The organism is Mycobacterium sp. JS623 (genome assembly GCF_000328565.1).
Taxonomy (GTDB): Bacteria; Actinomycetota; Actinomycetes; order Mycobacteriales; family Mycobacteriaceae; genus Mycobacterium.
In genome coordinates, this window is sequence record NC_019966.1 from 2205334 (window position 1) to 2219460 (window position 14127).

At 65.0% G+C, this 14127-nt stretch carries 11 protein-coding genes and 2 tRNA genes; 10 read left to right on the plus strand and 3 right to left on the minus strand.

The annotated features are described in order from the left end of the window. Positions 1–11 precede the first annotated feature (11 nt). Genes MYCSM_RS10730 through ilvC form a run of 3 tightly spaced genes read left to right on the plus strand, consistent with a single transcriptional unit; the run spans position 12 to position 3429 of the window. Positions 12–1877 (plus strand): acetolactate synthase large subunit, encoded by a 1866-nt coding sequence (locus tag MYCSM_RS10730; RefSeq protein ID WP_015306175.1) that lies wholly within the window; start codon positions 12–14, stop codon positions 1875–1877. Continuing rightward, positions 1877–2383, plus strand: a complete 507-nt coding sequence (gene ilvN / locus MYCSM_RS10735; protein ID WP_015306176.1) for an acetolactate synthase small subunit — start codon at positions 1877–1879, stop codon at positions 2381–2383. The genes MYCSM_RS10730 and ilvN overlap by 1 nt, the downstream gene beginning before the upstream one ends. A 44-nt stretch (positions 2384–2427) precedes the next feature. Continuing rightward, positions 2428–3429, plus strand: a complete 1002-nt coding sequence (gene ilvC, locus MYCSM_RS10740) for a ketol-acid reductoisomerase (RefSeq protein ID WP_198345071.1) — start codon at positions 2428–2430, stop codon at positions 3427–3429. 61 nt (positions 3430–3490) lie between these two features. On the opposite strand, the gene wrbA is transcribed toward ilvC, so the two are convergent. After that, positions 3491–4090 (minus strand): NAD(P)H:quinone oxidoreductase, encoded by a 600-nt coding sequence (gene wrbA, locus MYCSM_RS10745; protein WP_015306178.1) that lies wholly within the window; start codon positions 4088–4090, stop codon positions 3491–3493. Continuing rightward, positions 4087–5520, minus strand: a complete 1434-nt coding sequence (locus MYCSM_RS10750) for a phytoene desaturase family protein (protein WP_198345023.1) — start codon at positions 5518–5520, stop codon at positions 4087–4089. Before MYCSM_RS10750 ends, wrbA begins: the two co-directional genes overlap by 4 nt. Before the next feature lie 56 nt (positions 5521–5576). Between MYCSM_RS10750 and serA the strand changes: the two genes are divergently transcribed. From serA to MYCSM_RS10770, 3 genes are all read left to right on the plus strand, one after another. Beyond that, entirely contained in the window at positions 5577–7163 is a 1587-nt protein-coding gene (gene serA, locus MYCSM_RS10755) for a phosphoglycerate dehydrogenase (RefSeq protein WP_041311787.1), read from the plus strand. Continuing rightward, complete coding sequence (locus MYCSM_RS10760) at positions 7160–8170, plus strand: 3-isopropylmalate dehydrogenase (RefSeq protein ID WP_015306181.1); 1011 nt, start codon at positions 7160–7162, stop codon at positions 8168–8170. The genes serA and MYCSM_RS10760 overlap by 4 nt, the downstream gene beginning before the upstream one ends. 301 nt (positions 8171–8471) lie before the next feature. Beyond that, positions 8472–10055, plus strand: coding sequence for a phospholipase C (locus MYCSM_RS10770; RefSeq protein WP_015306182.1), 1584 nt, complete (start codon positions 8472–8474; stop codon positions 10053–10055). Between the two features lie 141 nt (positions 10056–10196). Here MYCSM_RS10770 and MYCSM_RS10775 read toward each other — a convergent pair whose 3' ends face one another. Continuing rightward, positions 10197–11405, minus strand: coding sequence for an MFS transporter (locus MYCSM_RS10775; protein ID WP_015306183.1), 1209 nt, complete (start codon positions 11403–11405; stop codon positions 10197–10199). Positions 11406–11509: 104 nt separating this feature from the next. Between MYCSM_RS10775 and MYCSM_RS10780 the strand changes: the two genes are divergently transcribed. The 4 genes from MYCSM_RS10780 to MYCSM_RS10795 all read left to right on the plus strand — a co-directional run bounded on the left by MYCSM_RS10780 (position 11510) and on the right by MYCSM_RS10795 (position 14122). Continuing rightward, a complete protein-coding gene (locus MYCSM_RS10780; protein ID WP_015306184.1) occupies positions 11510–12295 on the plus strand; it encodes a fumarylacetoacetate hydrolase family protein in 786 nt (261 codons plus the stop codon). Then, on the plus strand, positions 12295–13770 hold the full coding sequence (gene gltX / locus MYCSM_RS10785) for a glutamate--tRNA ligase (protein WP_015306185.1): 1476 nt from the start codon (positions 12295–12297) through the stop codon (positions 13768–13770). The genes MYCSM_RS10780 and gltX overlap by 1 nt, the downstream gene beginning before the upstream one ends. Positions 13771–13888: 118 nt before the next feature. After that, positions 13889–13963 (plus strand) — tRNA-Gln (locus MYCSM_RS10790). 86 nt (positions 13964–14049) lie between these two features. Next, positions 14050–14122 (plus strand) — tRNA-Glu (locus tag MYCSM_RS10795). Positions 14123–14127: the final 5 nt, after the last annotated feature.

The following is a 14127-nucleotide window of genomic DNA, read 5'->3' on the forward strand; positions in this document are numbered from 1 at the left end:
ACGAGGACACCGTGAGCGCACCAACCACGCGACCGCCGGAGCAGACGAATGGGGGTCAGCCCGTGCCTGCTGCCGCTAAGCCGACGCCGAAGAACGGCACCGCGCAACCGAAACGCGTTGCGCCGCACCAACTCACCGGTGCGCAGGCCGTAATCCGATCACTCGAGGAACTCGACGTCGACGTCATCTTCGGCATTCCCGGCGGCGCTGTGTTGCCGGTCTATGACCCGCTTTTCGACTCGCAGAAGCTGCGGCACGTGTTGGTCCGCCACGAGCAGGGTGCAGGACATGCCGCCAGCGGCTATGCACACGCCACCGGCAAGGTCGGCGTGTGCATGGCGACATCGGGTCCCGGCGCCACCAACTTGGTCACTCCGCTGGCCGATGCGCACATGGACTCGATCCCGATGGTGGCGATCACCGGTCAGGTCGGTCGCGGACTGATCGGCACCGACGCCTTCCAGGAGGCCGACATCTCCGGCATCACCATGCCGATCACCAAGCACAACTTCCTGGTCCGCGACGGCGACGACATCCCGCGGGCGATCGCCGAGGCATTCCATATCGCTTCGTCGGGTCGTCCCGGTCCGGTGCTCGTCGACATCCCGAAGGATGTGCTGCAGGGCCAATGCACGTTCAGCTGGCCGCCGCAGATCGATCTGCCCGGCTACAAGCCGAACACCAAGCCGCACAACCGACAGGTCCGCGAGGCCGCCAAGCTGATCGCGGCGGCCCGCAAGCCGGTGCTCTATGTCGGCGGCGGGGTGATCCGCGGCGAGGCCACCGAGCAACTGCTGGATTTGGCCGAGCTGACCGGCATCCCTGTGGTCACCACGCTGATGGCGCGCGGCGCGTTTCCCGACAGCCACCCGCAGCACATGGGCATGCCGGGCATGCACGGCACCGTGTCGGCGGTCGCGGCGTTGCAGCGCAGCGATCTGCTGATCGCGCTCGGCACCCGTTTCGACGACCGCGTGACGGGCAAGCTGGATTCCTTTGCGCCAGAAGCCAAAGTCATCCACGCCGACATCGACCCCGCCGAGATCGGCAAGAACCGGCACGCCGACGTCCCGATCGTCGGCGACGTCAAGGCCGTCATCACCGATCTGATCGAGGCGCTGCGCAAGGACGGCACCATCGGCTCGATCAAGATCGACAACTGGTGGGAATACCTGCGCGGCGTTCAGTCGACGTACCCGCTGAGCTACGGGCCGCAGAGCGACGGCAGCCTGTCGCCGGAGTACGTCATCGAAACGCTTGGCAAGATGGCCGGACCCGACGCCGTGTACGTCGCAGGCGTTGGGCAGCACCAGATGTGGGCCGCGCAGTTCATCAAATACGAGAACCCGAAGACGTGGCTGAATTCCGGCGGTCTTGGCACCATGGGCTTCGCCGTTCCCGCGGCGATGGGCGCCAAGTTCGGCCGCCCGGAGGCCGAGGTGTGGGCCATCGACGGCGACGGCTGCTTCCAGATGACCAACCAGGAACTGGCCACGTGTGCGGTCGAGGGCGCACCGATCAAGGTGGCCATCATCAACAACGGCAACCTTGGCATGGTGCGGCAGTGGCAGACGCTGTTCTACGCAGAGCGGTACAGCCAAACGGATCTGGCCACGCACTCGCACCGCATCCCGGATTTCGTGATGCTGGCCGAGGCGATGGGCTGTGTCGGATTGCGTTGTGAGCGCGCAGAAGACGTCGAGGACGTCATCAGGCAGGCGCGTGAGATCAACGACCGGCCGGTCGTAATCGACTTCATCGTCGGCGCCGACGCCCAGGTGTGGCCGATGGTGGCCGCAGGCACCAGCAATGACGAGATCCAGGCCGCGAAGGGCATCCGCCCGCTGTTTGACGATCCCGAAGAAGGGCACGCCTGATGACTGTTAACACGCACACGCTGTCCGTGCTCGTCGAGGACAAGCCCGGCGTGCTCGCCAGGGTCGCGTCGCTGTTCTCGCGACGCGGCTTCAATATCCAGTCGCTGGCTGTTGGTGCGACCGAGCAGAAGGACATGTCGCGGATGACGATCGTCGTCAGCGTCGAGGACTCACCGCTCGAGCAGATCACCAAGCAACTGAACAAGCTCATCAACGTGATCAAGATCGTCGAGCAGGAGCCCGATAACTCGGTCGACCGTGAGCTCGCCTTGATCAAGGTGCGCGCCGATGCCGCCACCCGCAGTCAGGTCATCGAGGCAGTGAATCTTTTCCGCGCCAAAGTCGTTGATGTGTCTACGGAGTCGTTGATCATCGAGACGACCGGCACTCCCGAGAAGCTGGAGGCGCTGCTGCGAGTGCTGGAACCGTACGGCATTCGTGAGCTCGTGCAGTCCGGTGTGGTTTCGCTGTCGCGCGGTCCGCGCGGCATCGGCACCGTCAAGTAAGCCCCAAATCAGTTCGAAGATAAGGAAATTCAGTGGCAGTAGAGATGTTCTATGACGACGACGCGGACCTGTCGATCATTCAGGGACGCAAGGTCGGCGTCATCGGCTACGGCAGCCAGGGCCATGCGCATTCGCTTTCGCTGCGCGACTCCGGCGTGCAGGTGAAGGTCGGACTCAAGGAAGGCTCCAAGTCGCGGGACAAGGTCACCGAGCAGGGCCTCGAGGTGGACACGCCCGCCGAGGTCGCCAAGTGGGCCGATGTGATCATGCTGCTGGCGCCCGATACTGCGCAGGCCGAGATCTTCAAGAACGACATCGAACCGAACCTCGAAGATGGCAATGCGCTGTTCTTCGGCCACGGTCTGAACATCCACTTCGATCTGATCAAGCCGCCTGCCAACGTCACCATCGGTATGGTCGCGCCGAAGGGCCCGGGCCACCTGGTGCGTCGTCAGTTCGTCGACGGCAAGGGCGTGCCCTGCCTGATCGCGGTCGACCAGGACCCCAAGGGCGAGGGCGAGGCGCTCGCGCTGTCTTACGCCAAGGGCATCGGCGGCACCCGCGCCGGCGTCATCAAGACCACGTTCAAGGACGAGACCGAGACCGATCTGTTCGGGGAGCAGGCCGTGTTGTGCGGTGGCACTGAGGAACTCGTGAAGACCGGCTTCGACGTGATGGTGGAGGCGGGCTATGCGCCCGAGCTGGCCTACTTCGAGGTGCTGCACGAGCTCAAGCTGATCGTCGATCTGATGTACGAGGGTGGCATCGCGCGGATGAACTACTCGGTGTCCGACACTGCGGAGTTCGGCGGCTACCTGTCCGGTCCGCGTGTGATCGACGCCGGGACCAAGGAGCGGATGAAGCAGCTGCTGACCGAGATTCAGGACGGCACTTTCGTCAAGCGTCTCGTGGCGAACGTCGAGGGCGGCAACAAGGAACTCGAGGGGCTGCGCAAGCAGAACGCCGAGCATCCGATCGAGGTGACCGGTAAGAAGCTGCGTGAGCTGATGAGCTGGGTCGACCGCCCGCTGACGGATACGGCCTAGACCGTACCCGTGCGAGTTGTGTGCAGTTGGTAGCGCTAACGCCACAAACTGCACACAACCGCTAAGAAGTAAGTCGGTCTGCGACTGCGACAACGCGCTTGGCCAAATGGTCGAGCGCGTTGTTCGTCGCGTCGTCGAACTCGCTGATGTTGTCGTGCCCCGCGGTGAGGCTCGCGCCGTACGGGTTTCCGTCGACGAACTTCAGCGCGTCGGTGTACCCCGGCGGCACGATGATGCCGCCGAAGTGCATCAGCGTGACGTACAGCGTGAGCAGTGTGGTCTCCTGGCCGCCGTGCGCGGTGTTGGTCGACGTAAAGCCCGCATATACCTTGTCGGCCAGCTTGCCCTCAGACCACAGGCCGCCAAGCGAGTCGAGAAAATTGCGCATCTGCGAAGCGACCGAACCGAATCGGGTCGGCGACCCAAAGATCACCGCGTCGGCCCAGACGATGTCGTCACCGGTCGCGTGTGGAAGGTCTTTGGTGGCTTCGTAGTTCGCCGTCCACGCGGGATTCTGCGCGAACGACGCAGGGTCACGTGTTTCGGCGACAGGACGAATGCGCACTTCAGCGCCCGCAGCCTCCGCGGCCGCAGCGATGCGTCGCGCCATCGTGGTGCCGTGCCCGGTGGCGGAGTAGTAGATCACCGCGAGTTTGGTCATGGCGACAGCTTAGGCAGCGTCTTGATGCCGAATTCACGACGCAACACCGTGCGCGCGGCGTAGTACCCGGCCATGCCGTGCACGCCGCCCCCGGGTGGTGTCGCCGATGAGCACAGATACGCCTTGGGTATCGGCGTGCTCCACGGATTCAGCCGCGGCGTCGGCCCTGCCAACGCGTGGAACAGCGTATTGCCGCCAACCCCGATGTCGCCGCCGACGAGGTTGGCGTTGTGATCGGCCAACCGCGCCGCCGGTACCGAGCGGACCGCCACCACGACATCGCGGAAGCCGGGAGCAAAACGCTCGAAAACCCTTGTGACGGTTTCGCTCTGGTCGACAGTCGACCCCGAAGGCACATGCGCATATGTCCACAGCGGGCGTCGGCCTGCACTGTCGATTCGGCCAGGATCGACCAGATGCGGCAGCGCGGCCAGCACCATCGGCCATTCCGGATGGCGGCCCGCTGCGGCTTCCGCCTCGGCGTGCGCCATCTGCTCGCGGGTGCCGCCCATGTGCAGGGTCGGCGCGTCGGCCAGCCGCGGGTCGGCCCACGGGATCTCGCCCGACAGCACGAAATCAACCTTCGCCACACCAGGTCCGAAACGGTAGCGCTGCAAGGCCTTTGCATACTTCGATGGCAATCGGTCGCCGTAAACGGATAACAGGGCGGTAGGCGCGGTGTCGTAAAGCACCACGCCCGAAGGGGGTTCGGTGATCTTCGTTCCCGGTATCACCGTGCCGCCGTGGGCCTGCAGGTCGGCGATGAGCGCGTCGGGGATGGCTTGACTGCCGCCTGTCGGTATCGGCCAGCCGACGGTATGCGCCAGAACGGCGAGCATCAGCCCTGCACCCGCGGACACCAGCGACGGCATCTGCGAAATCGTATGCGCCGCAACACCGGTGAACAGCGCGCGGGCATCCACCCCCGACAACACCCGCCAGGCCGGCGTGCCCTGCTCGACGAGTCGACGCGCCACCGCGACCGCCGCGATCAGGTCGGTGGTCGGAATCGAGCGTTTGTCGCCAAGCAGCAGCTTGAGCACCGCCCCGTCACGCTCGACAAGCGGGCCCAGCAGACGACGCCACGACTGTCCGTCGATCAGCTCCGCGCTGGTGCGGTCCAAGTCGTGATATCCGACGGCCGCGGGTCGTCCCGGCAGCGGGTTGGCGTAGGACACCTCCGGTGCCGTCACCCTCACCCCGCGGGCGGGCAGATCGAACTCGGCCAGGAACGGCGATGCCAGCGCCAGCGGATGAACGGCCGAACAGATGTCGTGCGACACCCCGGAAAACTCCGGGTCAGCCAGCGTGCGCGCGCCGCCGCCGACGGTGGGCTGCTCCTCGAAGACCTGCACCGAAAGACCGGCCCTGGCGCAGATCACAGCGGCTGCCAAGCCGTTGGGTCCACTACCGACAACAGTGACGTCCACGCTCGCCATTCTCCCGCCCACCACCCCGCCATTACAGCCCACTACGCTGTGTGGGCGTGAGCCTTCCTGTTGTACTGATCGCCGACAAACTGGCTGAATCGACCGTCGCCGCACTTGGTGACCAGGTAGAGGTCCGCTGGGTCGACGGCCCGGACCGAGAGAAGCTGCTGGCCGCCGTGCCGGACGCCGACGCGCTGTTGGTGCGTTCCGCGACTACCGTCGACGCCGAGGTGTTGACCGCCGGGTCCAAGCTCAAGATCGTCGCCCGCGCCGGCGTGGGGCTGGACAACGTCGACGTCGACGCCGCGACCTCCCGTGGCGTGCTGGTGGTCAATGCACCGACGTCGAACATCCATAGCGCCGCCGAGCATGCGGTGGCATTGATGCTTGCTGCCGCCAGGGAGATTCCGGCGGCCGACGCGTCGCTACGCGAGCACACCTGGAAGCGCTCGAAGTTCTCCGGCACCGAGATATTCGGCAAGACGGTCGGCGTCGTGGGACTCGGCCGCATCGGCCAGCTGGTGGCACAGCGTCTGGCGGCGTTCGGCACGCACGTCGTCGCATACGACCCATACGTGTCGGCGGCGCGCGCCGCGCAACTCGGCATCGAGCTGCTGACGCTTGACGAGCTGCTGAGCCGCGCCGACTTCATCTCCGTGCACCTGCCGAAGACCCCGGAAACCGCGGGGCTGATCGGCAAGGAGGCGCTGGCCAAGACGAAGCCTGGCGTGATCATCGTCAATGCTGCTCGCGGCGGGCTGGTCGACGAGGAGGCGCTGGCGGACGCCGTGCGTTCAGGACACGTGCGCGCCGCAGGCATCGACGTGTTCGCCACCGAGCCGACGACCGACAGCCCGCTGTTTGACCTGCCCCAGGTTGTCGTCACGCCGCACCTCGGCGCATCGACGGGTGAGGCGCAGGACCGGGCCGGCACCGACGTCGCCGAGAGCGTGAAGCTCGCGCTCGCCGGTGAATTCGTGCCTGACGCCGTCAACGTCGGTGGCGGGGTCGTCGGTGAGGAAGTGGCGCCGTGGCTCGACCTGGTCCGGAAGCTCGGCGTCCTCGTCGGTGTGCTGTGCAGCGAGCTGCCGGTGTCGTTGTCGGTGCAAGTGCGCGGCGAACTGGCTTCGGAAGACGTTGAGGTGCTGAGACTTTCGGCGTTGCGAGGACTGTTCTCCGCCGTCATCGAAGATCCGGTGACGTTCGTCAACGCGCCCGCGTTGGCCGCCGAGCGTGGCGTCGAGGCCGACATCAGCACGGCCACCGAAAGTCCCAACCACCGCAGCGTTGTCGATGTGCGTGCGGTTTACGGCGACGGGTCGGTGGCCAACGTCGCCGGCACGCTGTCGGGACCGCAGCAAGTCGAGAAGATCGTCCAGATCAACGGTCGTAACTTCGATCTGCGGGCCGAGGGCGTCTATCTGATCGTCAACTACATCGATCAGCCCGGCACGCTCGGCAAGATCGGCACGCTGCTCGGCACCGCCGACATCAACATCCATGCGGCGCAACTCAGCGAGGACGCCGAGGGGCCGGGCGCGACGATCCTGCTGCGGATCGACCGCGACGTGCCCGCCGATGTCCGCGCCGCAATCACTGACGCCGTCGGCGCCAAACTCCTGGAAGTGGTCGATCTGTCGTGAAATTGGCGATCATTGCCGGCGACGGCATCGGCCCCGAGGTCGTCAGCGAGGCCCTCAAGGTGCTCGACGCAGTCGTCCCCGGCGTCGAGAAGACCGAGTACGACCTGGGCGCACGGCGCTACCACGCCACCGGCGAACTGCTCACCGAAGCCACTATCGAAGAGTTGCGCGGTCACGACGCGATCCTGCTCGGTGCCATCGGCGACCCGTCAGTACCCAGCGGGGTGCTGGAACGCGGCCTGCTACTGAAGTTGCGCTTCGCGCTGGACCACCACGTCAACCTGCGGCCGGGCCGGCTGTATCCCGGTGTCAGCAGCCCGCTTTCGGGGGTGACTGGCATCGACTTCGTCGTCGTCCGCGAGGGCACCGAGGGCCCCTACACCGGCAACGGCGGCGTGCTGCGGGCCGGAACTCCGCAGGAGGTGGCGACCGAGGTCAGCGTCAACACCGCCTACGGCGTCGAGCGTGTTGTCCGTGACGCCTTCACCCGAGCGCAAAGCCGTCGCAAGCATCTGACCCTGGTGCACAAGACGAATGTGCTGACGTTCGCGGGCGGTCTATGGTCGCGCATCTTCGCCGAAGTCGGCAAGGATTTCCCGGACGTGGAAGTCGCATACCAACACATCGACGCGGTGACCATTCACATGGTCACCGATCCGGGCCGGTTCGACGTGATCGTCACCGACAACCTGTTCGGCGACATCATCACCGACCTCGCCGCGGTGGTGTGCGGTGGCATAGGACTGGCCGCGAGCGGCAATATCGACGCGACGCGGACGAATCCGTCGATGTTCGAACCGGTGCACGGCAGCGCGCCGGACATCGCGGGTCAGGGCGTCGCAGATCCAACCGCGGCGATCATGTCGGTGGCGCTGCTGCTTTCGCACGTCGGTGAACACGACGCCGCGGCCCGCGTCGACAAGGCCGTCGAGCAGCATCTCGCCACCCGCGGCGACGCAAAGCTGACCACAGCGCAGATCGGCGAGCGGATCGCGGCGAGCCTTTAGGCCGGCGAGGGCGACGCTGTTCCTGACAGTAGGCGGTCTGCGGGGTTCGTCAAAGACGCGGACCGGCCACCGCGCGGTCGTGCGCGTTCGCTCGAGCTGACGACAGCCGGTGCCAAGCGGTTGGCGGCGGCACATGCCGCCGTGACCGGCGTCGATTCGGCGATGACCGGCGGGTTATCGCCGACGGCAGGGCGGCAGCTCACGGCGTCGCTGACGCGCTGCGCAGAGAATCTGGAGATCGGCTGAGACTCACAGCTGCGGTTCATCTGTCGTCCACTTGACCCCTGAAGGCTTCCTCAACATGAGGCCCAGTCGAAAGTTGGTCGTGATCGCGATGGTGCTTGCCTTGGTTTCGGCATCGTGTGCGAGTGGGGCGTCGAATGCGAACACCGCGACGCCGATTCACCACTTGGTGGTGATCTTTCAGGAGAACGTATCGTTCGACCACTACTTCGGCACCTATCCTCACGCCGCCAACATCGACGGTCAGCCCTTCACCGCACAACAGGGAACCCCGCCGGTCGATGGGCTGACGCCGAAGTTGATGACGGACAACCCCAACAAAGGGGCACCGATGCGCCTGGGCGGCCCCGCCCAACAGGTCACGTGCGACCAGGACCACGAATACACCGCCGAACAAAAGGCTTTCCACGGCGGAGCGATGGATCAGTTCATCGAGAACACCGAGATCTCCGACTGCAAGCCGCCGGTGTTCAAGGTGCCGGGCATGGTGATGGCCTACTACGACGGCAATTCAGTGACCGCGCTGTGGAACTTCGCACAGCACTACGCGATGAGTGACAATTCCTACGACACCACGTTTGGTCCGTCGACACCGGGCCATCTCAGCCTGATCTCAGGTCAAACCCATGGTGTGACAAAGGAATTCATGCCGAGCGGGGCGAAATTCCCGGCAGGTGAGGTTGTCGAGAACGCTGGCAACGGCCAGGGCACCGTGATCGGTGACGCGCAGCCGTTCGGCGATGACTGTTCGAGTCGCGATCAAGTGCAGCTCAGCGCGGACAATAAGAACATCGGCGACCTCCTCAACGCCAAGAACGTGACCTGGGGCTACTTTCAGGGCGGGTTCAAGCCGACGTCGACCAAGCCGGACGGCACGGCGGTCTGCGGGGCGAGCCACAACGTGGGCGCCGTGCTCGGTGGCACAGGCAAATCCGGCCCGATGTCGCTCGGCGCGAAGGACGACTACATCCCTCACCACGAACCGTTCCAGTACTACCCATCGACGGCGAACCCCCATCACCTGCCGCCCGGCTCGGTCGACAAGGTAGGCCAAACCGATTCGGCCAACCACCAATACGACCTCTCCGACCTCTGGGCCGCCGCCGACGCCGGCCATCTTCCCGCGGTGAGCTTCCTGAAGGCCGCGGGCTACCAGGACGGGCACCCTGAGTACTCCGATCCGCTCGACGAGCAACAGTTTCTGGTCGAGACCGTCAACCATCTGCAGAAGCTGCCCGAGTGGAAAGACATGGCAATCGTCATTGCCTACGACGATTCCGACGGCTGGTACGACCACAAACCATCGCCGACGGTATCCAGTTCCGCGTCATCCGCCGACGCGCTGTCGAGACCGGGGACCTGTGGCACCAACGGTGGCGCCGCGAAGTACCAGGGCCGCTGCGGTTATGGACCCAGGCTGCCGTTGCTGGTCATCTCGCCCTATGCGAAGCCGGACTTCGTCGATCACACCCAGACGGATCAGACTTCGATTCTGCGGTTCATCGAGGACAACTGGGGCACCGGCCGCGTCGGCGACGATTCGTTCGACGCCCGAGCCGGCGTGCTCGACAACATGTTCGACTTCAGCGGGCACGCCCAGCCGCCGTTGGTGCTCAATCCGAAGACCGGCAATCCGGCGTAGGCGTGCGCTAGAAGAGCCTTGTTCGACGTCGGTGCGGAATCTTGGCCGGACGACGAGTTCGTGGCCCTGATGGCTTGTGAAGCTAATCAAATTGCGAGAAGCGGACGAACTGACACTGCTACCGTTGCCTCTTTTCAGAGGTTAAATATCCCAGTGGCGCAACGACTTTGACTGACTGCGATCGACGGGAACAAGCGGTAGCGCGATAAGCGGAAACAGCGCGCACACGGCGAACGCGACGGGGTAGCCGGCCGCTGCGATCAACCCTCCGAATAACGGCGGCGCGACACCGGCCGTCAGCAGTTGGCTGGTGTTCTGCGTGCCCAGCGCACGGCCGCTCCAGAACGGGCCCGCGATTTCGGCGATAGCGGTGAACGCAAGACCGTTGTCCGACACCGTGATCACCGAGGCAATCACCATCATGGCGACGCTGACGGGGGAGTGCAGCCAATCAGTCAGGGCCAGCAGACCCATCGCCGCGGCCGCCGCCAGTGCGATCATGCGGATCGGTCGCAGACGTGAGCCCACCAGGTCCGACCAACGTCCGGCGGCGATTCGTCCACCGGCGCCAAGCAACTGGGCCACCGTCACCATCGCTCCCGCCGATGCCGCCGACCAACCGCGGTCGCTCATCAGCCATACCAATGTGAACGTCCACACCACCACTTGCGGCGCCACCAGCAGGCACGACACCGCGTGGATGCGCCACAACACCGAAGAGCCGCGGTACGGGTTGGCCAGATCGGCTTCATCGGCCTCATGTCGCGGCGGCCGTGGCGGATCGATCACCGCGAAGGCGCATACCACCGCCGACACGGCGCACACCACCGCGGGGAACAGCAGCGCCACCGAGACACCGTGACTTTCCGCAAGACGCGGAATCACCAAGGCGCCCAGCCCGACTCCCAATGGCTGCGCCGTCTGCCTGATGCCCATCACGAGGCCGCGCTGCTCGGGCGGGAACCATCCGACGACCAACCGACCGCTAGCCGAGTTGCTGCTGGCCGCCGCCATACCGCCAAGCAACAGGAACGCACCAACCGCGACGAGCGACTGCACCGACGCCGCCGCGAACGCTGCAGCCGCTGTCAGCGCCGAACCCAGCGCGAGCACGATCCGCTCGCCGACCCGGTCGACCAGGTAACCCCACGCAATCAGCGTCGCCACCATGCCGAAGCTGGGCATCGACGAGAGCAGGCCGGCCTTCGCCAGATCCAGCCCGCGGTCGGTGTGCAGCGTCGGGATGAGGAAGGCCGCACCGTTGATGAACACGTTGGCGAACAGCGTGCCGCCCAGCGCGATGGCCAACATCGACCAGCGCCGCATGGTGCTGATCGCTTCGACGGACACGGGATTATCGTCGCACAGGCGTCTCAGGATGCTGAACTAATATTCCATATAGTGAGACGACGACCGCGAAGGAGCGCCCCGACCACGGCCACTAGGCTGAGGCCATGCGCCTTGGTCGAATCGCCAGCCCCGACGGAGTTGCCTTCGTCAGCATCGAAGGACCCACCGATAACCCGGCAGACATGGTCGCCAGGGAAATCGCCGAGCACCCGTTCGGGTCGCCCAACTTCACTGGCAGGCAGTGGCCGCTCGCCGATGTCCGATTGCTCGCGCCGATTCTGGCGAGCAAGGTGGTCTGCATCGGCAAGAACTACGCCGCGCACGTCGCAGAGATGGGTGGCGGCGACTTTCCCGATCCCGTGATCTTCATGAAGCCCAACACCTCGATCATTGGGCCCAACGTGCCGATTCAGATGCCGGCCGACGCGAACCCCGTGCACTTCGAGGGCGAACTGGCTGTGGTCATCGGTCGACCGTGCAAGGACGTTGCCGCCGCGCGCGCCGCCGAGAACATCCTCGGCTACACAATCGGCAACGACGTCACCGCGCGTGATCAACAGAAAAAGGATGGCCAGTGGACCCGCGCCAAGGGCTACGACACGTTCTGCCCCATCGGCCCCTGGATCGTCACCGACCTCGACCCCGCCGACCTGGATCTGCGCACCGACGTCAACGGCGAAGTCAAGCAGCACAGCCGAACGTCGCTGATGATTCACGACATTGGTGCCATCATCGAGTGGATCTCGGCGGTGATGACACTGCTGCCCGGTGATCTGATTCTCACTGGCACACCTGAAGGCGTCGGCCCGATCGAGGATGGCGACACTGTCAGCGTTACCCTCGAAGGCATCGGGAAGCTGAGCAATCCTGTTGTGCGCAAAGGAAAGTGATGACCGTAAGGGTAAGGTTCTGCCCGTCGCCCACAGGCACGCCGCACGTTGGCCTGATCCGCACCGCGCTGTTCAACTGGGCCTATGCCCGACACACCGGGGGCTCGTTCGTGTTCCGGCTGGAGGACACCGACTCCGAACGTGACAGCGAGGAAAGCTATCTTTCGCTGCTGGATGCGCTGAGCTGGCTCGGGTTGAACTACGACGAGGGTCCGGACATCGGGGGGCCGTATGCGCCGTACCGGCAGTCCGAGCGCAGTGACATCTACCGCGACATCATTGCGCGGCTGCTGGATGCCGGCGAAGCGTACGAGGCGTTCTCGACGCCAGGGGAAGTCGAGGCCCGGCATATCGCCGCCGGCCGAAATCCCAAACTGGGCTACGACAACTTCGATCGCACCCTCACCGACGAGCAACGGGCGATGTTCGCCGCCGAGGGGCGCAGCGCCGTCGTGCGCTTGCGAATGCCTGACGAAGACATCGCGTGGCACGACCTCGTGCGCGGCGACACCACTTTCGCCGCGGGAACGGTTCCGGACTTCGCGTTGACGCGTGCCAGCGGAGATCCGTTGTACACCTTGGTCAATCCGGTCGACGATGCGCTGATGAAGATCACCCATGTGCTGCGCGGCGAGGACCTGTTGCCGTCGACGCCCCGCCAGATCGCGCTGTATCAGGCGTTGATCCGCATCGGAGTCGCCGAGCGTGTTCCTGAATTCGCGCATCTGCCAAGCGTTCTCGGTGACGGCAACAAGAAGCTGTCCAAGCGGGACCCGCAGTCGAATCTGTTCCTGCACCGCGAGCGCGGCTTCATTCCCGAAGGGCTGCTGAATTACCTGGCCCTGCTCGGCTGGGGCATCGCCGAGGATCGCGACGTGTTCAGCCTCGATGAAATGGTCGCCGCATTTGACGTCGTCAACGTCAACTCCAACCCGGCACGCTTCGACCAGAAGAAGGCCGACGCGCTCAACGCCGAACACATCCGGCTGCTGGGCGAGGACGACTTCACCGGACGACTACGCGCGTACTTTGCCGAGCATGGCTACGACACCGGTCTGGACGCCACGCAATTCGCAGAGGCGGCCAGGCTGGTGCAAACGCGCATCGTCGTGCTCGGCGATGCGTGGGATCTGCTGAAGTTCCTCAACGACAACGAATACAAATTCGACGAGAAGGCGGCAGCCAAGGAGTTGCGCGGTGATGCGGCGCCGGTGCTCGACGCGGCGATCGCAGCGCTCGAGGAGGTCGGGGATTGGACGACGGCCAAGATCGAAATCGCGCTCAAGGTGGCGTTGTTGGAGAACCTGGCGCTCAAGCCGCGCAAGGCCTTCGGTCCGATCCGGGTAGCCGCAACGGGCGCGTTGATCAGCCCGCCGCTGTTCGAGTCGCTGGAACTGCTCGGCCGTGCGCGCAGCCTGCAGCGGTTGCGCGCCGGAAGGGACCACGCGGCTGCCGCGGCCGCGGCGGAGGCGTGAAAAGACAGCTTCGAATCTTTGGTAGTCTGCACGTCGGCCCGATACAACAGGCGGCGGAAACAGCCCTCCGCTTGAGCGGGCCGAACACAGCCGATGACCTGCGGTTATAGGCAGCCAATGGGGTATGGTGTAATTGGCAACACAGCTGATTCTGGTTCAGCCATTCTAGGTTCGAGTCCTGGTACCCCAGCCATTGCGATGAGCGCTAGCGCGAAGAGCGTCAGGCCTGAGTGGATTAGGTCGACATGTTCGGTTGCGTTATGCTGGCAATCCGGTTCTGGCCCCGTCGTCTAGCGGCCTAGGACGCCGCCCTCTCACGGCGGTAGCGTGGGTTCGAATCCCATCGGGGCTACAAAT